Origin of the sequence: Cellulomonas hominis (assembly GCF_014201095.1) — a bacterium.
In the GTDB taxonomy this organism is placed as follows: Bacteria; Actinomycetota; Actinomycetes; order Actinomycetales; family Cellulomonadaceae; genus Cellulomonas; species Cellulomonas hominis.
This window is the reverse complement of the sequence record NZ_JACHDN010000001.1, coordinates 4,140,824-4,162,487: the sequence shown is the minus strand read 5'-3', so window position 1 is coordinate 4,162,487 and position 21,664 is coordinate 4,140,824. Positions and strand designations below refer to the sequence as shown.

The 21,664-nt window shown below is 77.2% G+C and carries 19 protein-coding genes and 2 pseudogenes; 10 read left to right on the top strand and 11 right to left on the bottom strand.

The window, feature by feature from the left end; genetic code table 11:
- Positions 1-40 precede the first annotated feature (40 nt).
- Together HNR08_RS19745 and HNR08_RS19740 are read left to right on the top strand one after the other, a co-directional pair.
- Positions 41-1,054, top strand: coding sequence for an ABC transporter substrate-binding protein (locus HNR08_RS19745; protein ID WP_146837933.1), 1,014 nt, complete (start codon positions 41-43; stop codon positions 1,052-1,054).
- A gap of 10 nt (positions 1,055-1,064) precedes the next feature.
- Positions 1,065-3,194, top strand: coding sequence for an iron ABC transporter permease (locus tag HNR08_RS19740; RefSeq protein ID WP_146837931.1), 2,130 nt, complete (start codon positions 1,065-1,067; stop codon positions 3,192-3,194).
- A gap of 14 nt (positions 3,195-3,208) precedes the next feature.
- Here the strand turns inward: HNR08_RS19740 and HNR08_RS19735 are convergent, their stop codons facing one another.
- The 6 genes from HNR08_RS19735 to HNR08_RS19710 all read right to left on the bottom strand — a co-directional run bounded on the left by HNR08_RS19735 (position 3,209) and on the right by HNR08_RS19710 (position 9,460).
- Positions 3,209-4,240, bottom strand: coding sequence for an NAD(P)/FAD-dependent oxidoreductase (locus HNR08_RS19735; RefSeq protein ID WP_146837929.1), 1,032 nt, complete (start codon positions 4,238-4,240; stop codon positions 3,209-3,211).
- Between the two features lies 1 nt (position 4,241).
- Positions 4,242-4,766: an isoprenylcysteine carboxyl methyltransferase family protein gene (locus HNR08_RS19730; RefSeq protein WP_146837927.1), complete on the bottom strand. Its 525-nt coding sequence runs from the start codon at positions 4,764-4,766 to the stop codon at positions 4,242-4,244.
- Complete coding sequence (locus HNR08_RS19725; RefSeq protein ID WP_146837925.1) at positions 4,763-5,845, bottom strand: type III polyketide synthase; 1,083 nt, start codon at positions 5,843-5,845, stop codon at positions 4,763-4,765. Before HNR08_RS19725 ends, HNR08_RS19730 begins: the two co-directional genes overlap by 4 nt.
- Positions 5,846-5,970: 125 nt before the next feature.
- Positions 5,971-6,876, bottom strand: a complete 906-nt coding sequence (locus tag HNR08_RS19720) for a UbiA family prenyltransferase (protein ID WP_146837923.1) — start codon at positions 6,874-6,876, stop codon at positions 5,971-5,973.
- Between the two features lie 103 nt (positions 6,877-6,979).
- A complete protein-coding gene (locus HNR08_RS19715) occupies positions 6,980-7,624 on the bottom strand; it encodes a PAS domain-containing protein (RefSeq protein ID WP_186812765.1) in 645 nt (214 codons plus the stop codon).
- Positions 7,625-7,768: 144 nt separating this feature from the next.
- On the bottom strand, positions 7,769-9,460 hold the full coding sequence (locus tag HNR08_RS19710) for an HNH endonuclease signature motif containing protein (RefSeq protein WP_146837919.1): 1,692 nt from the start codon (positions 9,458-9,460) through the stop codon (positions 7,769-7,771).
- 168 nt (positions 9,461-9,628) lie between these two features.
- On the opposite strand from HNR08_RS19710, the gene HNR08_RS19705 reads away from it, so the two are divergent.
- Complete coding sequence (locus HNR08_RS19705; protein ID WP_146837917.1) at positions 9,629-10,318, top strand: GOLPH3/VPS74 family protein; 690 nt, start codon at positions 9,629-9,631, stop codon at positions 10,316-10,318.
- A gap of 6 nt (positions 10,319-10,324) precedes the next feature.
- Here the strand turns inward: HNR08_RS19705 and dinB are convergent, their stop codons facing one another.
- Both dinB and HNR08_RS19695 read right to left on the bottom strand, forming a co-directional pair.
- Positions 10,325-11,557 carry a DNA polymerase IV gene (gene dinB / locus HNR08_RS19700; RefSeq protein WP_146837915.1) on the bottom strand — a complete coding sequence of 411 codons (1,233 nt, stop codon included), beginning with the start codon at positions 11,555-11,557 and terminating at the stop codon, positions 10,325-10,327.
- 30 nt (positions 11,558-11,587) lie between these two features.
- Positions 11,588-13,432, bottom strand: a complete 1,845-nt coding sequence (locus tag HNR08_RS19695) for an anthranilate synthase family protein (RefSeq protein ID WP_146837913.1) — start codon at positions 13,430-13,432, stop codon at positions 11,588-11,590.
- Positions 13,433-13,603: 171 nt separating this feature from the next.
- Here HNR08_RS19695 and HNR08_RS19690 point away from each other — a divergent pair, with 171 nt between their 5' ends.
- The gene (locus HNR08_RS19690) at positions 13,604-14,824 is read left to right on the top strand and encodes an amidohydrolase family protein (RefSeq protein WP_246803068.1); all 1,221 of its coding nucleotides are present in this window, start codon (positions 13,604-13,606) and stop codon (positions 14,822-14,824) included.
- 19 nt (positions 14,825-14,843) lie between these two features.
- Here the strand turns inward: HNR08_RS19690 and HNR08_RS19685 are convergent, their stop codons facing one another.
- From HNR08_RS19685 to HNR08_RS22935, 3 genes and pseudogenes are all read right to left on the bottom strand, one after another.
- On the bottom strand, positions 14,844-15,896 hold the full coding sequence (locus tag HNR08_RS19685) for an IS110 family RNA-guided transposase (RefSeq protein WP_168432408.1): 1,053 nt from the start codon (positions 15,894-15,896) through the stop codon (positions 14,844-14,846).
- A 250-nt stretch (positions 15,897-16,146) separates the two neighbouring features.
- A pseudogene (locus HNR08_RS19680) lies at positions 16,147-16,692 on the bottom strand (sigma factor-like helix-turn-helix DNA-binding protein); the annotation flags it as partial.
- Positions 16,693-16,816: 124 nt separating this feature from the next.
- Positions 16,817-17,095, bottom strand: a pseudogene (locus HNR08_RS22935) (RNA polymerase sigma factor); the annotation flags it as partial.
- Between the two features lie 137 nt (positions 17,096-17,232).
- On the opposite strand from HNR08_RS22935, the gene HNR08_RS19670 reads away from it, so the two are divergent.
- From HNR08_RS19670 to HNR08_RS21350, 6 genes are all read left to right on the top strand, one after another.
- Positions 17,233-17,694, top strand: coding sequence for a hypothetical protein (locus HNR08_RS19670; RefSeq protein ID WP_146840874.1), 462 nt, complete (start codon positions 17,233-17,235; stop codon positions 17,692-17,694).
- Between the two features lie 220 nt (positions 17,695-17,914).
- Positions 17,915-18,796 (top strand): manganese catalase, encoded by an 882-nt coding sequence (locus tag HNR08_RS19665; protein WP_146840873.1) that lies wholly within the window; start codon positions 17,915-17,917, stop codon positions 18,794-18,796.
- A 10-nt stretch (positions 18,797-18,806) separates the two neighbouring features.
- A complete protein-coding gene (locus HNR08_RS22075; protein ID WP_183835237.1) occupies positions 18,807-19,616 on the top strand; it encodes a hypothetical protein in 810 nt (269 codons plus the stop codon).
- Positions 19,613-20,146 (top strand): phage holin family protein, encoded by a 534-nt coding sequence (locus tag HNR08_RS22070; RefSeq protein WP_146840871.1) that lies wholly within the window; start codon positions 19,613-19,615, stop codon positions 20,144-20,146. Before HNR08_RS22075 ends, HNR08_RS22070 begins: the two co-directional genes overlap by 4 nt.
- Positions 20,139-20,750 (top strand): DUF3618 domain-containing protein, encoded by a 612-nt coding sequence (locus HNR08_RS19650; protein WP_146840870.1) that lies wholly within the window; start codon positions 20,139-20,141, stop codon positions 20,748-20,750. The genes HNR08_RS22070 and HNR08_RS19650 overlap by 8 nt, the downstream gene beginning before the upstream one ends.
- Before the next feature lie 75 nt (positions 20,751-20,825).
- Positions 20,826-21,617: a DUF6098 family protein gene (locus HNR08_RS21350; RefSeq protein ID WP_221286389.1), complete on the top strand. Its 792-nt coding sequence runs from the start codon at positions 20,826-20,828 to the stop codon at positions 21,615-21,617.
- Positions 21,618-21,664 lie beyond the last annotated feature (47 nt).

The following is a 21,664-nucleotide window of genomic DNA, read 5'->3' as shown; positions in this document are numbered from 1 at the left end:
GCGCGGGCGCCCTCCACCTCCCGCGCAGACACGAGGAACCATGACCACCCGACGCACGCTCGCGGCCCTGCTGGCCGTCGGCGCGATGACCGCCCTGGCGGCCTGCGGCACCACCGACGAGCCCAGCGAGCCCGCCGGCGACGCGGGCTCCACCGCCGCCGGCGGCCCGGTGTCCATCACGGACGACCGCGGCGAGACCGTCGAGCTCGACGCGCCAGCCACCCGGGTCGTGTCGCTGGAGTGGATGCAGACCGAGATGCTCGCGTCGCTCGGCGTCGAGCCGGTGGGGGCCGCGGACGTCGCGGGCTACACCTCGTGGGTCGGCACCAGCGTCCCGCTCAGCACCGAGCCCGAGGACGTCGGCACCCGCGGCGAGCCCTCGGTCGAGGCCATCGCCGGCCTGGAGCCCGACCTCATCGTCGGCGTGACCAGCTCGATCCCCGAGGGCGCCATGGAGCAGATGGCCCGCATCGCCCCGATCGCGCTGTTCGACGGCGCCGACGCGGCCGACCCGCTGGGCTACGTCGAGGACACGTTCCGCGACATCGCGACCCTCGTCGGCGCGGAGGACGCGGCCGACGAGGTGGTCGCGGCCACCGAGCAGACGATCGCCGACAACGCCGCCGCGATCGCGGACGCCGGGCTGGAGGGCGCGCCGGTCGTGTTCGCCTCGCCGTACGCCGAGGGCGCGAACGTCACGATCCGCATGCACGGCCCGCGCAGCGCCTTCCAGGCCGTCGCGACGGAGATGGGCCTCGGCTCCGCGACCGAGGACCCGGGCGACGACGCCTACGGCCTGTCCTACGTCGACGTCGAGGGCCTGACCGCCCTCCCGGCCGACACCCGCTTCCTGTACTGGGGCAACGACGACGAGGACGACGTCGTCGAGACGACCCTCGCGAGCAACCCGGTCTGGCAGTCGCTGCCCTTCGTGCAGGAGGGCCACGTGTACCGCGCGGGCGTCGGCATCTGGGCGTACGGCGGCCCGGAGTCGCTCGCCGCGTGGTCGGACGACCTGGTGGCCCAGCTGACGGCGCCCTCGTCGGCCGAGTGACGCCGGCACCGTGACCACCGCACCGCCGGCCGCCGGCCCGGACGCCCCCGCGTCGTCCGGGCCGGCGGCCGCGCCCGCCCCCGCCCCGGCGCGCCACCGGCTGCGCGCCCTCCTGGTGCTCGGCCTGCTCGTGGCCTGGCTGGTCGCAGCCGCCGCGTGGCACCTCACCCAGGGCACCGCCGACGTCACCGTCGGCGCGCTCTGGCGCGCCCTCACCGGGCAGGGCGGGCTGGACCAGGCGGCTGCGGTGGTCACGGCCTCCCGCCTGCCCCGCCTCGCGGCGGGCGTCCTCGTCGGGTGCGCGCTCGGCGCGTCCGGCGCCGCCCTCCAGGGCGTGGCCCGCAACCCGCTCGCCGCCCCGGACACCCTCGCGGTGAACTCGGGCGCGCACCTGGCGGTCACGGCCGCCGCGGTCGTCGGGGCGAGCCTCGGCGCGCTGCCCGGGGTCGTGGTCGCGTTCGCGGGCGGCCTCGCCGCGGCCGGTGTGGTCATCGGGCTGTCGGGCGGGGCCGGGGCGTCGCCGGTGCGGCTGGTGCTCGCCGGCTCGGCCATCACCCTCGGCCTGTCGTCCGTCACGCAGGCCCTGCTCGTGCTGTTCCCCTGGGAGACGCAGGGGCTGTTCGCCTGGGGCGCGGGTTCGCTCGGGCAGAACGGCATGGGCACCGTGCGGACCGTCGCGCCGATCGTGGTGCTCGCGTTCGCGGGCCTGCTGCTGGTGGCGCGCCGCCTGGACCTGCTGCAGCTCGGCGACGACGCCGCGCGGTCGCTCGGCGTGGACGTGGTCCGCACGCGGCTGGTCACCGTGCTCCTCGCCGTGCTGCTGGCCACCTGCGCGGTCACGGTCACCGGCCCGATCGGCTTCGTCGGCCTGTGCGCGCCCCTGCTGGTCCGGCTGCTCGCCACCTGGGTCCGGCCGCTGACGAAGCACCGGCTGCTCATCCCCGCCGCCGCCGTCGCGGGCACCGCCCTCGTGCTGACCGCGGACGTCGCGCTGCGGGCGGTCTTCGGCCCGATCAGCGGCGTGACCGTCCCGACCGGCGTGGTCACCAGCCTCATCGGCGCGGTCGCGCTGATCGTGCTCGCCCGCCGCGCCCGCACCGCGCTGGAGCCGGACACCCTCGTCACCCTGCGCGCCGGGAGCCCGCTGTCCCGCCGCGCCCCCGCGCTGCTGCTCGGGGCGGCGCTGGTCCTGCTGGCGGGCGTCCTGGTCGCCGGCGTCCTGCTCGGCGACTCGACGGTCCTGCTCGGCGACGTGCACAACTGGCTCGCGGGGCGGGCGTCCGTGCGGCTGGACATCGTCCTGGACTCGCGGGTCCCGCGCGTTGCCGCGGCGCTGCTGGCGGGGGCGTGCCTCGCGCTGGCCGGCGGCCTGGTGCAGACCGTCACGCGGAACCCGCTGGCCGACCCGGGCGTCCTGGGCGTCTCGCACGCCGCGGGCCTCGGCGCCGTCGTCGTCATCGTCGCGGCGGGCGCGCCGTCGTTCGCGGCGGTGTTCGCCGGCGCCGTGGTCGGTGCCGTCCTCGCCGGGCTGCTGGTCTTCGGGGTCACCGCCGGGACGGGGCTGGCGTCGGGCCGCATGGTGCTGGTGGGCCTCGGCACCGGGGCGGCGGCCAGCGCGGTCACGACGCTGCTGCTCGTGCGCACCGACCCGTGGAACCAGAACCGCGCCATCACCTGGCTCGGCGGCTCGACGTTCGGCGCCGGGCTGCCGCAGCTCGTCCCGATGGCGGTCGCGCTGCTGGCCGGGGTGCTGGTCGTCGCGCGCACGCACCGCGACCTGGACCTCGTGCAGGTGGACGACGTGACCCCGCGGGTGCTCGGCGTCGACCTGCCGCGCAGCCGGGCGCTGCACGTCGGCGTCGCCGTGCTGCTCACCGCCGCGGCGACCGCCGCGATCGGCCCCGTGGTGTTCGTCGGGCTGGTGGCCCCGCACGCCGCGCGGATGCTCATCGGCAAGCGGCACCGCTGGCTGCTGCCGATGACGGTCGTGCTGGGCGCGGCGCTCGTCGGCATCGCGGACGCGGTCGGCCGGACCGCGATCGCCCCGGCCCAGCTGCCCGCCGGGCTCGTCACGGCCGTCGTGGGGACGCCGTACTTCCTGTGGCTGCTCTGGCGGATGCGGGTGGCGCGGGGCCGCTGACCCGGCGGGGCGCCTCAGCGCGCCAGCCGCTCCACCGCCCCGGCGAACACCGGCGGCAGCCGGACCGCCGCGGGCACGAGCGCCCCGCGCAGCGGCGACGTCGCGGCGGCCACCAGCGTGCTCGTGAGCAGCCGGTAGTCCCGCGTCGCCGCGGCCCACGCCCGCTCGTACCCCACCGGGTCGTCGCGGTGCGCCACGGCCGCGCGCGCCTGCGCGAAGCCGAGGCGCAGGCCCTCGCCGGTCAGCGCGTCCACGTAGCCGGAGGCGTCGCCGACCAGCAGCACCCGCCCCGCCGTCCTGGCGCGGGTGCGCTGCCGCAGCGGCCCCGCGCCCCGGTCGGCCGCGTCCACGGGGGCACCGGCCAGGCGTGCGGCGAGCACCGGCATCCCGGCCAGCTCCGCGTCGACGTCGATCGGCGACGGTCCCAGCAGCGCGACGCCGACCAGCCCGGGCGCCACCGGCGTCACGTACGCCTCGGCGCGGCGGCCCCAGTGCACCTCGACCAGGTCGGTCCACGGCGCCACCCGGTAGTGCCGGCGCACGCCGAACCTCCGGGCCCGCCCGCGGGCGGCCGGCGCCTCGAGCCCGGTCAGGCGCCGCACCGTCGAGTGCAGCCCGTCGCAGCCCAGCAGCCACCGCGCCCGGACCCCGGCCGCCTCGACGCCGTCGGCGTCCTGCCGCAGGTCGGTGACGCGGCCGCGGAGGCGTGCGACCCCGAGATCCGCGGCGCGGGCGGCGAGCGCGGCGTGCAGGGTCGTCCGCCGCACCCCGCGCCCCGGGGGTCCAGCGAACCGGTGCTCCGCGCGCAGGTCGTCCCGGACGTAGGCGATCCCGGCCAGCGGCCGCCCCGGCGGGTCCACGCCGAGCCGGTCCAGCGCGGCCACCGCCTGCGGCATCAGGCCCTCGCCGCACGCCTTGTCCACGGACCCGGTCCGGGGCTCCACCACCAGGGCGGTCAGCCCGGCGAGGCGCGCCTCGATCGCGGCGGCCAGCCCCACCGGCCCGCCGCCGGCCACGAGCACGTCGACGTCCGGCGTCGCCGCCACGTCAGCGCCCTGCCGCGGCGAGTGCGCGCTCCTCCGCCGGGATGCGGAAGCCCAGCAGCAGCACCGCGTTCAGCACCGTGAACCCGAGCGCCGTCACCCACGCGGTGTGCACCAGCGGGAGGGCGAGCCCCTCGACGACCACGGCGACGTAGTTCGGGTGCGACAGCCACCGGTACGGCCCGCGGTGCACCAGCGGCAGGCCGGGCACCACGATCACCCGGGTGTTCCAGCGCGGGCCGAGCGTCGCGATGCACCACCACCGCAGCCCCTGGCTCGCCAGCACGAGCACCAGCGCCGGCCAGCCCAGCCACGGCAGGAACGGCCGGTCCGCGGCGTGGACCTCGACCACGCACGCGACGAGCAGGCCGGTGTGCAGCGCCACCATCGCGGGGAAGTGCCCGCGACCGGACTCGACGCCGCCGCGGGCGGACGACCACCGGGCGTTGCGGGCGGACACCACCAGCTCGGCCAGCCGCTCGACGGCGGTGAGGGCCACCAGCAGGTCGAACCACGCGACGGAGGTCACGCCGCGGCCCGCCCCGGCCAGCGCAGCGCCACCAGCTCCGCCCCGACACCCGGACCGAACGCCAGCACCACGCCCAGCCCGCCCGGCGGCCCGGGCTCCGTGGCGGCGAGCACGTGCAGCACCGCCGCCGACGACAGGTTCCCCGTGCGGGCCAGCGTCGCGCGGCTCACCGCGAGGGCGCCCTCCGGCAGGCCGAGGGACTCCTGCACGGCGTCGAGGATCTTCGGACCGCCGGGGTGCACCACCCAGCGGTCCACGTCCGCCGCCGTGGCGCCCAGCGGGGCGAGCAGCGCAGCGACGTCGCCCGCGGCGTGCGCCGCGACGGTGTCCGCCATCCCGCCCGACAGCACGATCCGCAGCCCCGAGCCGCCGACCTGCCAGCCGAGCTCCCCGGTCGTGCCCGGGTACAGGACGCTCCGGGCGCCCACGACCTCCGGACCGTCCACGCCGGCCGCACCGGTCGCCGCCGCGCGCGCCTCGCCGACCAGCACCGCCGCCGCTGCGCCGTCCCCGAACAGGCCGCTCGCCACGAGGTTCGCCGTCGAGTCGTCGTCCTGCTGGAACGTCAGCGAGCACAGCTCCACCGACAGCAGCACCGCCACCGCGTCCGGGTGCGCCGCCAGATGGTCCGCCACGATGCCCAACCCCGCAGCCCCGCCCGCGCACCCCAGCCCGAAGGACGGCACCCGGCGCACATCCGGCCGCAGCCCGAGCGGCTCGACCAGCAGCGCGTCCAGCGACGGCGCGGACACGCCGGTGACCGTCGTGAACACCAGCACGTCGACGTCCGCCGGGCGCAGCGCTGCCGCGTCCAGCGCGTCCAGCACCGCGCGGCGGGCCAGCTCGGCACCCTCCCGGAGGAACAGGTCGTTCGACTCCCCGAACGACGACAGCCCGGCGTACTTCTCCAGCGGCAGCGCCAGGTGCCGGGTCTCGATGCCGGAGGACGCGTGCACCCGGTCGAGCAGCGCGCGCCGCCCCGGGTCGCGGGTCAGCAGGCCGCCGATCTCGGCGCTGATCTCCGCCTGCGGGTAGACGTGCGTGGGGAGCGCCGGGGCGACTGCCACGATCCGGGACATGGTCGCGATCCTGCCCCGGCCGTCCCGCGCGCGCGACCGCGGGCACCCGCCGCGGGGCAGGCCGCAGGGGCAGGGCCCGGCTGCGGCGGGACTCCTTCGCGTCAGCCGGTCGGTCGCGCAGCCCATCAACCCGTCGCGACGAGCAGCACGACCGCCAGTCCCGCGGTGAGGATCGCCGCCGTGAACGGCCACCGGCTCGTCGTCCTGCGCAGCGCCACCCACACGGCCGACCCGGTGAGCACGGGCGCCGCCACGAGCGCGACCACCCCCGCCCCACCCGGTGCTCCCGCCGGGCCCAGCACGACGACGAGCACCGCCGCGAGCAGCACACCCGCGGCGCCGAACGCCGTGCCCCGCCGACCGAGCCGGTGCGGCAGCCCCCGGACCCCCGTCGCGGCGTCGTCCTCCAGGTCCGGCAGCACGTTCGCCAGGTGCGCCCCCACGCCGAGCAGCGCACCGCCCGCGGTCACCCACCAGGGCGCGAGGTCCGCCCCGCCCGGCACCCCGAGCGTCGCCACCGACGGAAGCCCGCCGAACGCCACCGCGTACGGCGCCCACGACCACACCGTCGACTTCAGCCGCGCGTTGTACGCCCACGCGACCGCGACGAGGGCGACGTGCAGCGCGGCCGCCGCCGGACCGAGCGCGAGCGACAGCGCGACGCACGCCCCCGCTGCCAGGAACGCCGCCCGTCGCAGCAGGGCGGGGGACAGGTCACCGGCCACGACCGGTTTGTCAGCCCGGCCCACCGCGAGGTCCCGGTCCGCGTCGATCCAGTCGTTCGACCAGCCCACCGAGAGCTGCCCCGCGAGCACCGCCGCCGCGACGAGCACCGCCCGGCCGGCGTCCGCCCCGGCGGCACCCGCCGCGTACGCGCCGGCGAACAGCGTGACCGCGACCGCCGGCCCGGCGTGGGCGGCGCGGACGAGGGCGAGCGCGCGACGACGCGGACGGTCCCGGGCGCCCGTGGGGCCCTCGGTGCCCGTGGGGCCCTGGACGCCCGACGGCTCCGGGGCGGGCGGTCGCGGCATCTCGCTCCCTGGTCGGCGGCGGTGCGGCGCCATCCTGCCGCACCCCGTCGCCGCCCGCGCGCGCGTCGCCCACCACGGGTGACGTCCCCGGTCGCCGCCCCGCTCAGGTCGGCCGGTGCGACGGAGCCAGCAGCCCGTCGAGGAACGCCGTGACCCGGCCGGTCTGCCCGTGCAGCGCCGGCAGCGCCCCCACGATGGCCGCCGCGAGCACCCGCAGCGGGACGTTCGCGTCGTTGGAGGCAGCGCGCAACATCGCGAACCCTGCCTCCGGGTCGGTCCCGTAGGTGAACGCGAGCACCCCGCACGCCTGGTCGATCGACGCGCGGCTCTGCGCGGACGCGGCGATCGACGTCGTCGCGGCGGCCTGCGCCTCGTCGCGCACCACGTCCGTCACGTCCACGACGAACCCGTGCAGCTCCGCCGGCCCGCCGCCGTCCAGCGTGCCGACACCCTCGCCGACCACCGTCACCACGCGGTCCCGGCCCTGGGCGTCCCGGATCCGGTGCACGCACGAGAAGGCGGCGCCCGTCCGGGTCGCGCGGTCCAGGACGTCCAGCACCCGCTCGCGGTCGTCGGGGTGCTTGTGGGCGAGCAGGAGCTCCGTCGTCGGGACCACCTCGTGCGGCGCGAAGCCGTGGATCGCGTACACCTCGTCGGACCACCACCAGGTGCCGGTCCGCAGGTCGAGCGTGAACGCGCCGCCGACCGCCCGGGTCCCCAGGCTGAGCGCGGGTTGCACGCCGGTCACATCGGGCATCGGACGGTGCCCCCGTCCATCCTCGGGTGGCCCCGGTGCGGCGTGTCCTGACTCCGGGGCGCTGATCTTGCCGACCCTACGCGCCCGCGGCGTGGCGTGCCCCCGGGGGACGCGCTCGGTGGGTGCGTGGTGGTGTCAGAACGGTGGTTCGGCGTCGTGGGGGACGGTGGTCGTGTGGAGGGAGCGTCCGGTGCCGGGGCGTACGAGGTAGCGGTGGCCGGTGCGGGTGATCCACTCGAACAGGCCGGGTTCGATCTGCCGCAGCCGGAACCCGCCGACGGTCTTGAGCCGGTGGTGCGCGCGGCACAGCGGCCCGAGGTTGCCCGCGTCGGTGCCATCCAGGGGTGTGTCGGGTGGGGCGCCGGGTTGCGGGTGGTAGGCGATCGTGTGGTCCAGGTCGGTGCGGGTGGCGGGCACGGTGCAGCCGGGTGCGGCGCAGGTCTTGTCCCGCACCCGCACGTGCTCGTCCAACGCTGCCGGTGGTCGGTACCGGCGCCGTCCGACGTCCAGGGTCTGCTCGGTGAGCGGGTCGGTGACGATCCGTTGCCAGTCGCCTCCGGCGGCCAGGGCCCGGGCGGTGACCGCGTCGATGGGCCCGTACCCCTCGAGGTCCCCGGGTTGGTCGTCCAGGCCGAGCAGGGTGGAGGCGGCGATCGTGACCCGGACTTGCGCGCCGGGGCGGCCGCCGCAGGTGCCGCACCCGGTGGCGGTGCGGCCGCGGTGGGCAGCAGCGGCGCCGGGCGCAGGGTCGTGCGCGGCGGTCGGCGCGGGCTCGGACGCGGCGGGCGGGACGAGGATCGGGGTGATCGTGGCGGTCGGCTCGGGGGCCATCGGGCGCGTCGGTGCACCCGGGGTGCTCCACGTCCGGTCGACCGGTGCCGGCTTCGGGGCGGGTGGGTGGAGGCGGACCTCGAACGCCGGACCCTCGCTCGCCGGCACGTCCCCGACGACGAGGTCCCGCAGCCCGTCGGCGCGTAGCTGGTCCAGGGTGCGGGGGTCACCCAGGGCGCGGGCGGCGCGCGCGGTGTGGTCCAGCACCCCGTCCAACCGGGCCGCGTCCGGCGCGCTCAGCACGCACCACATCGCGGCCATCCCGTCCGGCCGCCGGCGCGGGTGCGTCACCCGCCGACCCTGGCGGGCCTTGGCGTGCCGCAGCGCGGCACCCTCGGCGTCGACCAGGGCGATCGCGTGCTCCACCCGCTGCTCGAACTGCGCGTGCGAGCACTGGTCCGCGTCCGGCAGCACCGCATCCTCCACCGCCAGGCTCGCCTCATACGGCAGGTCCCGTGCCCGACGCACCAAGGTGTCCGCCTTGCGGGCATCCACGTGCCCGGTCGCCAGCGCCTGCCCGGTGGCCTGCAGCAACCCGTCCAGCAGCACGGCATCGCGCACCACCCGGCTGGCGGTCAGCACCGGCAACCGCAACCGCATCCCCACCTCACCGGCCACCACCCGCTCCCGCCCCACCGGCGCGGCCCCACACCCCGGGGTGCGGTCCGGGTCCATCGTCGGGCGCACCACCAGCTCGGCCACCGCGGCGAGCTTGCCGGCATGCGCGGAGGACTCCATCCGGTCCCAGGCGGCCACGACCTCGAGCACGACCCCGGCGGGCAGCACCGACAGGTCCAAGCCCCGCAACCACGCATCCAGCTCGGGCCCGGGCGGGCAGGCCGCGATCGCCTCGATCTGCCGCTGCTGCGCCGTGCGTGCGGCCCCGGCACCCGGGTCCGGCCCGTACTCGGTCAGGCACCGACCGTCGTCCCCGTACCGGGGCAGCACCACACCCGCGGCGGGATCACCGTCGAGGTGTTCGTGCAGGTCAGCCATGAATTCACCGTATCCGCGGCCACCCACACCCGACCCCCGCGCAGCCCCACCCTGGGGACCACGCACGCGCACCGCGCCTGTGGAGGAGTCGGTGCCCCGCGATCACGCGGATCCGCCCGCCGAGCCGTCCGGCACACCGCACCCGCGGCCCTGACTAGGGTCGACTCCATGCCCATGCTGCTCGCGGAGGACCTGCTGCTCCTGCTCCTGGACGACGTGCGCGGCAGCACCCCTGCCGTCCCGGTCGACGAGGCCCTCGGCGGGGCGGTGCTGGCGGAGCTGGCGCTGGCGGGCGCGGTGGTGGTGGTGCCCGGCGGCGGCTGGGGCCGGTCGGCCCGCGTCGTCCCGGCAGTGCCCGGCACCCCCGCCCCCGCGCCGGCCGACCCGGTGCTGCGTGCGGCCCAGGCGCGGGTCGCCGAGCGGCCCCGCACGGCCCGCGAGCTCGTGGGCCTGCTGGGCCGGGGGTTGCGGCCGGTGCTGTCCGAGCGGCTCGCGGGGCGCGGACTGGTCCGGCGGCAGGACGACCGCGTCCTCGGGCTGTTCCCGCGCACCCGGTGGCCCGCGGCGGACGTCCGGTACGAGGCGTCGGTCCGGGCGCGGCTGGCCGACGTCCTGGTGCGCGGGCTCGCCCCGGACCCGCGGACGGTCGCCCTCGTCGCGCTGCTGTCCGCGGTGGACCAGGTGCCGGCGGCGGTGGACCACGAGGGCCTCGGGCGGGGCGAGCTCCGGCGGCGGGCGAAGCACCTGGCGCAGGGGGAGTGGGCGGCGAAGGCGGTGCGGGAGGCCGTCGACGCCGCCGCGGGCGCGATGGTCGCGGTGATGGCCGCGACGACGGCGGCGGCGGCGAGCAGCAGCTGAGGGCACTCAGCCCGGGTCGGGGAGCGTCGGCATCTCCAGCCCGGCACCGTGCCGGAGCAGCGCGCCCCGGACGACCGCCCCGGACCCGAACCGCTCCGCGACGGCGTCGACCGCGAGGTCGAGGCCGGTCGTGTGGGGTCCGTCGAGGCCGGTCGTGTCGGGTCCGTCGAGGTCGAGCGTCGGCTGCCAGTGGTCGTCCCGTTCCAGGCCGGTGAGCGCGACGCCGACGAGGGTCAGCCCGCGTTCGCGGATCAGCGGCCCGGCCTCGGCGAGCAGCGCCGCGGCGGCGGCCGCGAGGGACGCGCCCGTCGCGGTGGCGTGCGGGAAGGACCGGGACCGCGTGGCCTTCGTGTAGTCCGCGAACCGCAGCCGCAGCACGACCGTGCGCGCGAGCCGGTGCCCGGCGCGCATCCGCCGGCACACCCGGTCCACCAGCCCCAGCAGCGCCGCCCGCACGTGCTCCGGGTCGTGCGGCCCCGGACCGAGCGCCCGCTGCGCGCCGACCGATCCCCGTCGCCGGCCGGTCTCGACCAGGTCGGGGGTGCGGCCGTGCACGACGGCGTGCAGGTGCCGGCCCATCGCGGGGCCGAGGGCGGACACGAGCACCTGCTGCGGGAGCGCGGCGACGTCCCCGGCGGTCGCGAGCCCGTACGCGTGCAGCTTCGCGGCGGTGACGTCGCCGACGCCCCACAGCACCTCGAGCGGCAGCGGGTGCAGGAACGCGTCCTCGCGCCGCGGGTCGACCAGGAGCAGGCCGTCGGGCTTCGCGACCCGGCTGGCCACCTTCGCGAGGAACGGCGTCCGCGCGATGCCGACGGTGATCGGCAGCCCGACCTCGGTCCGGATCCGGGCGCGCAGCCGCGCGGCGAGGTCGACGGGCGGGGCGTCGATGCGGTGCAGCCCGCGCACGTCGAGGAACGCTTCGTCGATGGACACCCCCTGCACGGCCGGCGTGGTGTCCTCGAAGATCGCGAACACCGCCCGGCTCGCCGCGACGTACGCGTCGAACCGCGGCCGCACCACCACGAGCCCGGGGCACAGCGACCGCGCCTGCCGCCCGCTCATCGCCGTCCGCACACCGCGGCGCTTCGCCTCGTACGACGCCGCGAGGACGACCCCGCCGCCGACCGCGACCGGCCGGCCGCGCAGCCGGGGGTCGTCCCGCTGCTCGACGGAGGCGTAGAACGCGTCGAGGTCGGCGTGCAGGATCCCGGCGCGCGGCGGGAGGTCGGTCGGCATGGAACACATGTTCGACCCGACGTCCGACACTCACCCCAGCAGCGGCGTGACCAGCCGGTCCAGCGTCGCGAGCCCGTCGGAGGACAGCACGCTCTCCAGGTGCCCCTGCACGGACGCGACCCCCGGGCCCCGCAGGGCGTGCACGACACCCGTCGCGTCGGCCGACACCGCGAGGCCGTGCCGGGGCGTCCGGACCGTGCCGGGGGCGACCCGCGCGGCGAACGTGTTGTAGAACCCGATCGCGGCGGGCTCGCCGAACACGTCGACCTCCAGCCGGAGGCCCTGCCGCGGGGCGGGCAGCGGCTCGACCGCGAGGCCCGCCTCGAGCGCGAGCACCTGGTGGCTGAGGCACACCGCCAGCGTCGGCGCCCCCGTCGCGAGCCGCCGGCCCAGCAGCGCCCGCAGCCGGGCGATCCGCGGGTCGCCCGGCTGTCGCGGGTCGCCGGGCCCCGGGCCGAGCACGAGCAGGTCGGCGTCCACGTCCGCGTCCGCCGGGACCGCGTCCCACGGCACGACGCGCGCCGCCAGGCCGAGGTGCCGGAGCTGGTGCGCCAGCATCGTCGTGAACTGGTCCTCGGCGTCCACGACCAGCGCCGTCCGCCCGCCCGCGCGCGCCGCCCCGGCGCCCTGCGGCCGCAGCCAGAACGACGCCAGCCGGTCGTTCCGCGCGGCCAGCGCCGCCGCGACCCCGGGTGCCTCGGCGAGCCGCGGGGCGGGACCGTCCCCCGACGCGGCGCGCGGCAGCAGGCCGAGCGCCGTGAGCACCCCCGCGGCCTTCGCGTGCGTCTCCGCCACCTCGCCCGCCGCGGTCGAGTGCCGGACCAGCGTCGCCCCGACCGGCACGGTCACCCGGCCCGCACCGTCGAGGTACGCCGTGCGGATGAGGATCGGCGCGTCGAGCGCGTACCGGTCGCCGTCCGGCTCGAACAGCGCGAGGACGCCGGAGTAGTACCCGCGCGGCGTCGTCTCGTGCCGGGCGATCACCGCGCACGCGTTGCCCATCGGCGACCCGGTGACGGTCGGCGCGAACATCGTCAGGCGCAGCACCTCGCGGACGTCGAGGCCGGTGCGGCCCTCCAGCACGTACTCGGTGTGCGTGAGCCGGGACATCTGCTTGAGGTACGGCCCGAGGATCCGCCCGCCGTCGGGGCAGACGGCGCTCATCATCTTCATCTCCTCGTCGACGACCATGAAGAGCTCGTCGCTCTCCTTGCCGTCCGCGAGGAACGCGAGCAGCTCGGCCCCGGTGGGCGGCCGCTCCCCGTGCCGGAACGTGCCGCTGATCGGGTTCATCCGCGCGACGCCGCCGGCGACGCTGACGTGCCGCTCCGGGGTCGCCCCGGCCGCGGCGAGCCCCGGCGTGCGCAGCGCGAACGTCCAGTACGAGCCCTGCTCCTGCTCCAGCAGCGCCCGCAGCCAGCCGAGCACGGCGGTCCCGGACGCCGCGGTGGTGGTGGCCACGAAGTCGCGCCGCAGCACGAAGTTCGCCCCTTCGCCGCGGCCGATCTCGTCGTCGACGACGGTCCGCACCCGCTCGGCGTACGTCGCGTCGTCGACGTCGAACCCGTGGGCCTCGAGCGGCACGGGGACCGGCGGCAGCACGGCCAGCGCGTCGGCCAGCGGCACCCGCTCGTGGTGCCGCACCCGCAGGCAGCGCAGCGGCGCCCCGTCGTCGTGGGCGGCGAACCCGCGTTCGTGCACCTGCCGGAAGGGCACGAGGGCGAGGACGGTGCCGCCGTCCAGCGGGATGTCGGCCAGCCGGTCGACGTCGGCCACGTCGCCGGTCAGGACGTCGAGCACGGGGGAGCCCTCGCGGCGCAGCACGGCGAACGGCGTGCTGTCGTCGGTCAGGAGGGAGTCGAGGAGAGTCGTCATGGGAGCCGTTCCGGGTCGGGACCGGCACCCGTCCGGACGCTCCCGCCGCACGACCACCGGTCAGGGCGGTCGTCGACGCGTCGAGGTCCGCCTAGGAGGCGGGCCACCACGAGGTCTGCGACGCGGACATGGCGGACAACCTACCCCCTCCGCGTGACGGAGGATGGACGCGTGCGTACCGAGCCCGCCCCGCTGCCGTCCCTCCGTCCCGTGCGCCTGGTGCGCGACGTCCGCCCCTGGGGCGGCCCGGCCGTGGACGTGCACGTCGCCGACGGCGTCGTCACGGACCTGACCCCGGCCGGCGTCGAGCCGGTGCCGCACGACGTCCCCGCCGACGCGGTCGTGGACGGCCGGGGCCTGCTCGCGCTGCCGGGCGTGGTGAACGCGCACGCGCACGTCGACAAGTCCTGGTGGGGGCTGCCGTGGCAGTCCTACGGCGGCGAGGGCGGCACCGACGGCCGGATCCGCCACGAGCGGGCGCGGCGCGACGAGCTCGGCATCCCCGGCGTCGCGACGACCGCCGCCGTGCTCGCGGAGATGGTCCGGCACGGCACCACCGCGATCCGCTCGCACGTGGACGTCGACCTCGGCGTCGGGCTGCGCGGCATCGAGGCGGTCCGGGAGGCCGCCGCGGCGTACGAGGGCGCGCTGCACGTCGAGGTGGTGGCCTTCCCGCAGGACGGGGTCCTGCGCCGCCCCGGCGTCCTGGACCTGCTCCACGACGCGGCCCGGGCGGGCGCCGAGCACGTCGGCGGCCTCGACCCGGCGACGATCGACCGCGACCCGGTCGGCCAGGTGGACGCGGTGCTGGCGCTGGCGGCGGAGCACGGCGTCGGCGTGGACGTGCACCTGCACGACCCGGCGGAGCTCGGCGCGTTCCAGGTGGAGCTGCTCGTCGAGCGGGCCGAGCTGCTGGGCCTGCACGGCAAGGTCAACCTCGCGCACGGCTTCGCAGTCGCCCAGCTGCCGGACGCGCGCCGGGCGGACCTGCTCGCCGCGATGGGGGCCGTGGGCATGTCGATGACGACGGTGGCGCCGCTCCGGCTCCCGCAGCTGCCCGTCGCGGAGCTCGACGCCGCCGGGGTGCGCCTCGGGCTCGGCACCGACGGCATCCGCGACCTGTGGAGCCCCTACGGCACGGGGGACACCCTCGGCATCGCGTGGCAGCTCGCCCGCGCCAGCAGCCTCGTCCGCGACGAGGACCTGCTCCGCGTGGTCGAGGCCGCCACGAGCAAGGGCGCATGGGCGGTCGGCCGCGAGCGGCACGACCTCGTGCCCGGCGCCCGGGCGGACCTCGTGCTGCTCGACGCCGAGAACCCGATGGACGCCCTCGTGCGCACCCCGCCGCGCGCCCTCGTGCTGGGCGGCGGCCGGGTGCTGCACGAGGCCTGACGGACGCTCCTATGGTTCGTCAAGCCGGGAGTGGGCCGTGTTCGAGTTGGCGGAACAGGTCGCGGGCGATGTATCGCTTGAGGCAGCGGCGGATCTCGCGGTCGGTCTTGCCCTGGGCGCGGCGGCGGTCGATGTAGTCGCGGGTGCGCTGGTCGTAGCGGGCGCGAGACAGGGCGATGACGTGCAGCGCGCGGTTGAGCTGGCGGTCCCCGGAACGGTTCAGCCGATGCCGGATCGTCATGCCTGAGGACGCGGGGATCGGGGCGGTCCCGGCGAGCATCGCGAACGCGGCCTCGGAGCGGATCCGTCCCGGGTGGGACCAGGCGATCAGGACCTGGGCGGCGGTGAGGGCTCCGATCCCGGGCTGGGTCAGCAGGTCGGGCCGCCACGAGCGCACGATCTCACCGATCGCGGTCTCGTGGTCGCGGGCCTCGCCCTGCAGGGTCAGGACCCGGCGCGCCAGGGTCCGCAGGACGTTCGCGGTGGTCACCGTCTGACGGTCCCAGGCCGATCGGGTCCGCAACCGGGCGGCGGTCTGGACCGTCACGGTCGTGTTCGCCCCGCGCAGCACGGCGCGCAGCTCCTCTGGCGCCGCGGTGACCAGAGCGAGCAGCTGGCGCTGAGCCAGGGTCGCGGCCTCGACCCCCGAGCGGCGGGCCGCCATGAGAACGGCGAGCTCGGCGCGAGGACCGTCGTCCTTGATCCGCGCGAGGTGCTCGCGGGCCAGGGCCTCGCGTGCGGCGCGGACCGCGTCCAGGGAGTCGGACTTCGCGCCATGACGTCGGGCGGCTCGCTTCGGGCGGTCCAGCTCCACGACCTGCTCACCGGCCGACCCGAGGAACCGGGCCAGACCGGCGCCGTAGCCGCCGCCACCTTCCAACGCCCAGACCCGCGAGCCACCACGGATCGCGCCGACCCAGGTCAGCAGCTCGCCATAGCCACCCGGATCGGTGCTGACGGTCAACTCGCTGAGCGTGCCGCCAGTGGTCGCGTCCACGACCGCGGCGGTGTGGGTGTGCTTGTGGGTGTCGACCCCGATGACGAGATCGACGCGTTCAGCCAGACTGGTCACTGCGTACTCCTTCGACCGGAGGAACGTGAGGTTCCGGTCCGGCTGGAGATCGGCAGGACTGTGACGGGACACGCCCGCGTCCACGGGCGGTCAAGCTCCTGATCAGGCCAGCAACTCCGGTCGGGCCGGGGCCGGCAGGCACGCGCGGACAAGTCCGCTCGAAGGCACGAAGCCAGTCAGACGTAGAGTCACGCGCGCACCCACCGAACACAGCCCACCGCTCAGCGAGCCGCAGGCACAAGCCTCACAGTCAGTCGTGCAGGTGCCCGTGCGTCCGCACGGGCACGCCGAGCTCCTCGGCGATCTCGGCGAGCACCTCGGGGCAGTAGTAGTACCAGCGGACCCGCTGCACGGCTCCGTCGAGCTCCTCGACGCGGAAGGCGTCGAGCAGCGGGCCGCGACCGTCCGGCAGCGCCTCCCGCAGCACGACGACCTGCTCGCCGAGCACGTCGACGCGCTCGGCCGCGTACCGGACCGCGTGCGCCTCGAGGACGAACACGTGCGTGAGCGAGCTGTCCCGGATCTCGTCCCGGCCGGTCTCGACCGCCACCCCGACGACCTCGGCGACGGCCCGGTCCCGGAACAGCGCCGCGACCTCGTCGACGTCGTACCGGCCGAAGGCGTCCACCAGGCGGTCCAGCAGGGCGGTCGAGGCGGCCGCAGGCCGGCGCGGGGCCGGGTCGGCCAGCCGCCCGCGCCCGCGGTGCAGCGCCGCCTTGACCGCCCCGACGGTCGTGCCGAGGACGTCGGCGATGTCGGCCAGCGGCAGGTCGAACGCCTCCCGGAGCACCAGCGCGGCGCTCCGCCTGCGGCGGGAGCAGCGCGGCCGCGGCGAGGGCGTCCCGCACCTCCGCCGGGTCCGCCGCGTCCGGTGCCGCGCGCTCCGGCACCTCGGCCACGGGGAGGGGCCGGTGCCGTCGCCACTCGTCGACCGCCAGGTTGCGCGCGACCCGGAACAGCCAGGCCCGCGGGTCGGCGATGCCGGCGTACGTCTCCGCGGCCCGGGTCATCGCCCGGGCGAGGGTGTCCTGGACGAGGTCCTCGGCGTCCCAGGCCGACCCGGTGAGCCCGGGGCAGAACCGGTACAGCGCGGGCCGGTGCGGTTCCAGCACCTCGAGCAGCTCGCGCCGCGCGGCCCGGACGCGGGCGGTCAGGTCACCGGCGACCGGGGCGTCGGCCGGTCCGGTGCTGATGGTCATGGTGGCCATGATGTCCTCTCCGGGCGGCCGCGGTCGGGCCGTCCACCGGGACGACGGACGACGAGGCCCGCCGGATACGTCGGCGTCCCCGGCGCCCCGGATCGCGGGCGGCCGGACGCCGCCGCACGATGGGCCGCATGACGCCCCAGGACCCGTCCCGCAGCCCCGCCGACGCCCCCGACCCCGCCCACCTGCCCCCGCCCGGCGTCCCCGACGACGTGGTCGAGGCCGTCGGCGGCGTGACCGCGGCGTTCGAGGTCGTCGAGCACGCCCGCGGGATGCTCTACGCCTTCCACCGCCTGATCGGCCGCGCCGACGCCGAGCTGGCGGAGGCCCTGGACCGCCTCGAGGCCGCCGGCCACCCCGACGTCGCGGACGAGCTCCGGGCCGAGGTCGTGGGCCGCAACGTGCTCGCCGGTCGCTGGACGTTCCAGGTGGTCGAGGACTTCGACGACGGCTACTACCGCACGTTCGCCGAGGCCGAGCGGCGCACCCGCGACCGGCTGCTCGACGGCCGCCGCCACGTGCACGAGTCCCAGCTCAAGGAGCGGAACCGCACGCACGGCCGACCGGGCCACGAGTCCCGCCCGGACTCCTGACCTGCGGCGACGTCTTCCTGTGGCGACCCCTGCACACCTGACCTAGCGTCGTTGCAGGCGGTGACCCCGAGGGTCCCGCCCGACGTCACCGGCGGAGGAAGCCCGCCGGCGCCATCCCCGGCCGACGGGGGCGGTTGCCGGAACGGCTCCCGCCCACGCGACCGCGGTGCCCGCACCCGCACAACCGGTGCCCCGCCCTGCGCGGGGCACGGAGGTCGCGATGTTCTTCCACCGCCAGGAGCTCCAGCACCAGGCCACGCCCGACCGTCCCGACGCCGTCTACGCCCGCAAGCTCCAGGAGGTGCTCGGGGGGCAGTACGGCGAGATCACCGTCGCCATGCAGTACGGGTTCCAGTCCTGGAACACGCACCTGCCCGGCAAGTACCGGGACCTGCTCTACGGCATCGGTGCCGAGGAGTTCGGGCACGTCGAGATGCTCGCGACGATGATCGCCCAGCTGCTCGAGAAGGCGCCCGTCGGCATCACCGAGGACGCCGTCCAGGCGGACCCGACGGTGGCCGCCGTCCTCGGCGGGACCGACCTGCAGCACGCCATCGTCGCGGGCGCCGGCGCCCGGCCCGTCGACAGCATGGGCAACCCGTGGAGCGCCGGGTACGTCACGGCCAGCGGCAACCTGCTCGCCGACTTCACGGCGAACGCGAACGCCGAGATGCAGGGCCGGGTGCAGGTCGCGCGGCTCTACCACATGACCGACGACCACGGCGTGCGCGACCTGCTCGCGTTCCTGCTGGCCCGGGACACGATGCACCAGAACCAGTGGATCGCCGCCGCCCGGGAGCTGCAGGAGGAGGGTTTCGAGGGCCTGCCGGTGCCGAGCAACTTCCCGCTCGTCCAGGAGGACCGCGACGTGGCGTACCAGTACATCAACTTCTCGGACGGCGCCGCCGCCGACCAGGGCTCGTGGGCCTCCGGCCCGACCCCGGACGGCCTCGGCGAGTTCACCTACGTGGCAGAGCCGCCCGCGGGCGTGCCGATGCCGCCGCCCACGCAGCCGGACCCCCGGCTGTACGGGACGACCCCGCAGCCCAACCTCGCGGAGAAGGCGGCGGGGAAGCTGAAGGACACCTTCAAGAGCGAGTGAGGAGGACGCGATGATGAGCTCCCAGGACACGGGCGGTGCGAAGGCCGCCGTCGGGACGGCGCGCGACGAGGCACAGGGCCTCGCGCACGCCGCGGCGGACAGCGGGCAGGGCCTGCTGCACGAGGCGAAGGACCAGGCGGGGGAGGTCGTCGCGGAGGCCAAGGGGCAGGCGCGCGACCTGCTCGGTGAGGCCCGGGAGGGCCTGCGCGGCCAGGCCTCCGACCAGCAGGCGCGGGCGGCCTCCGGGCTGCGTGCGCTCGGGGACGAGCTCGGCCGGATGGCCGACGCGTCGGAGCAGGGCGGCCTCGCGGGCGACCTGGTCCGGCAGGTCGCGGGGCGCACCGGCTCGGTCGCCACCTGGCTGGAGGACCGGGAGCCGGGCGACGTGCTGAGCGAGGTCACGGACTTCGCGCGGCGGCGCCCCGGGCTGTTCCTCGCCCTGGCGGCCGGCGCCGGCGTGCTCGCCGGGCGGCTGACCCGGGGGCTCAAGGACGCCCCGTCGGGCGGCACGTCGACCACCTCGTCGACGGCGCGCGCCGGGTCGGCGTCGTTCGCCGGCGGGCCCGGCGTGGTCGCCGGCGGCACGGCGCAGGTGGCGGAGGTCGACGTCGTCGGCGAGCCGCAGCACCGCGAGCCCGGACCCGCCAGCACCGGGGACGCCCCGTGGACCGCGCCCGCCACCGGCGAGGAGCGCGCCTGGGCCGCGAGCGGCGGCGAGGCGCCCGTCGCACCGACCCCCGGCCACCTGCCGGGCGCCGACGACGCCGGGACCGCCGGCGGCGACCCGCTGGCCGGGATCCGCCGCGAGGAGCAGCCGTGACCACCGGGCCGGGGGACCCGACCGTCGCCGCCGCACCGGGCACCGGCCCGGCCGCGGGGGTGCCGCTCGGGGCGACGCCCCCGCCATCGGCGGGCGCGGGCGCGACGCCGGGCTCCGCACCGGGCACCGCCCCGGGCTCGGACGGCGGCGACCGCCCGTCGATCGGCGACCTCATCGGGGCGGTGACGCAGGACCTGTCCGCCCTGGTCCGCCAGGAGGTCGAGCTGGCGAAGGCCGAGATCAGCCAGTCGGCGAAGCGCGCCGGCCGGGGGACCGGCATGCTCGCCGGCGCCGGCGTCGCCGGGCACTTCGTGCTGGCGTTCCTGTCCGTCGCGCTGTGGTGGGGCCTGCCGATCGGCAAGGCCTGGTCGGCGGTCGTCGTCGCCCTCATCTGGGCGGTGATCGCCGCAGTGCTCGCCGTGCGCGGGCGCGGCGAGCTCCGCCGGGTGAAGGGTGCCCCGCGCACCGCCGAGACCGTCAAGAAGATCCCGAACGCCCTCAAGGGGGACGAGGAGGCGAACCATGAGTGAGGACCCGGACGTGATCCGCGAGCGGATCGAGCAGACGCGGGCGGACCTGTCCGCGGACGTCGACGCGGTCGGCGACGCGCTGGACCCCCGCCAGATGGCCCACCGGCAGGCGGACCGGGTGCGCGGCAAGGTCGGCGCCGTGCGTGACCGCGTCATGGGCAGCGTGCACGACGCCCGCGACTCGGTGGGCGGCGCCGTCGGCGGCGCGGGCGGCTCGGCCCGTTCCGTGGCCGGCGACGTGGCGTCGGGCGTCCGGGACGCCCCGCACGCCGTCGCGCGGCAGGCGGAGGGCAACCCGCTCGCCGCGGGCCTGATCGCGTTCGGCGTCGGGCTGCTCGCCGCGTCGCTGCTGCCGGCCTCCCGGCAGGAGCAGCGGGCCGCGCAGGCCGTCAAGGAGCAGGCGGTGCCGCAGGTGAAGGAGGCCGCCGCCCAGGTGGCGGACCAGCTGCGCGAGCCCGCCCGCGAGGCCGTCGAGACGGTGAAGGAGCGGGCCACCGAGGCCGCCGGGACCGTCAAGGAGCACGGCGCCGGCGCGGCGCAGGACCTCCGCGACCAGGCCCAGCAGTCCGCCCAGGAGGTCAAGGAGGCCCCGCAGCAGGGCTGACGGGACGGCAGCACGGAACGGCACCGCCGGCGGCCCAGCGCCGCCGGCGGTGCCGCCCGTGCGGGAGGAGGCGCCATGCCGGCCGGTGACGGCGACCTGGTCCTGCTCCACCGGCTGGACGAGCTGGTGGAGCTCCTCGACCTGCTGGGCGCGACCGCCTACGTGCGCGTCAGCGCCGGCCCGGCGGCCGACGCGGCGGGACCGAGCGTGGACGGTGAGAGCGGCGCGACGCTGCCGGGCCTGAGCGTGAACCGGCTGAGCCCCGAGCCGTGGTGGGACCGTCCGGCTCGGCAGTGGGTCGCGCGCCAGGTCTGCCAGTACGGGCACCTCGCGGGCGGGGACCGCTACCCCTGGGTGCTCACCGGCCGGGAGGCCGGGCGCGGGCCCGACCGGGAGCCGCTGGTGGTGGACGTGCACCCGGTGGCCCGGCTGACCCCGGGCTTGGTCGAGGAGGCGGTGCGCGAGTACCGCGCAGCGCTCGACCCGGGGGGCTCCACCCACGCAGCGTCTCCGAGGACCACCCAGGGGGCCGCGCGGCGGGCAGGCTGGATCGTGACCGCTGCCGGACGGAGGCCGCGGCGCGGACCGCAGGAGGGCGCGCAGATGGAGACCGTGCTGGGGACGTCCGCCGTCCTGACCGGGAGCAGCGACCCGCTGACGAAGGCGAGGCTCCTCGCGGCGCTGCTCGGGCGCCCGATGACGGGCCCCGACCTGCGGCGCTGGGTGCGGGACAACGACGCTGCGGACGCCGTGGACGAGCTGCTCGCGGCGGGGTCGGTGCGGTCGACCGCCGGCGGGGGGCTGGCGCTGGACGGGCGGCGGCAGGGGTCCGCGCTCTCGGCGCTCGCCCGCGACCTCCAGCTCTGACGGCGCGGCGTCGCACGCTGCCCCGCGCCGGGCGCCACTCAGCCGCG

Bases quoted from the DNA above. Each gene is read 5' to 3' on its own strand.
- HNR08_RS19695 (WP_146837913.1), bottom strand. From the start codon at position 13,432: ATGACGACTCTCCTCGACTCCCTCCTGACCGACGACAGCACGCCGTTC.
- HNR08_RS19720 (WP_146837923.1), bottom strand. From the start codon at position 6,876: ATGCCGCGACCGCCCGCCCCGGAGCCGTCGGGCGTCCAGGGCCCCACG.
- dinB (WP_146837915.1), bottom strand. From the start codon at position 11,557: ATGCCGACCGACCTCCCGCCGCGCGCCGGGATCCTGCACGCCGACCTC.
- HNR08_RS19705 (WP_146837917.1), top strand. From the start codon at position 9,629: ATGCCCATGCTGCTCGCGGAGGACCTGCTGCTCCTGCTCCTGGACGAC.
- HNR08_RS19745 (WP_146837933.1), top strand. From the start codon at position 41: ATGACCACCCGACGCACGCTCGCGGCCCTGCTGGCCGTCGGCGCGATG.
- HNR08_RS21350 (WP_221286389.1), top strand. From the start codon at position 20,826: ATGCCGGCCGGTGACGGCGACCTGGTCCTGCTCCACCGGCTGGACGAG.
- HNR08_RS19670 (WP_146840874.1), top strand. From the start codon at position 17,233: ATGACGCCCCAGGACCCGTCCCGCAGCCCCGCCGACGCCCCCGACCCC.
- HNR08_RS19665 (WP_146840873.1), top strand. From the start codon at position 17,915: ATGTTCTTCCACCGCCAGGAGCTCCAGCACCAGGCCACGCCCGACCGT.
- HNR08_RS19725 (WP_146837925.1), bottom strand. From the start codon at position 5,845: ATGTCCCGGATCGTGGCAGTCGCCCCGGCGCTCCCCACGCACGTCTAC.
- HNR08_RS22075 (WP_183835237.1), top strand. From the start codon at position 18,807: ATGATGAGCTCCCAGGACACGGGCGGTGCGAAGGCCGCCGTCGGGACG.
- HNR08_RS19650 (WP_146840870.1), top strand. From the start codon at position 20,139: ATGAGTGAGGACCCGGACGTGATCCGCGAGCGGATCGAGCAGACGCGG.
- HNR08_RS19710 (WP_146837919.1), bottom strand. From the start codon at position 9,460: ATGGCTGACCTGCACGAACACCTCGACGGTGATCCCGCCGCGGGTGTG.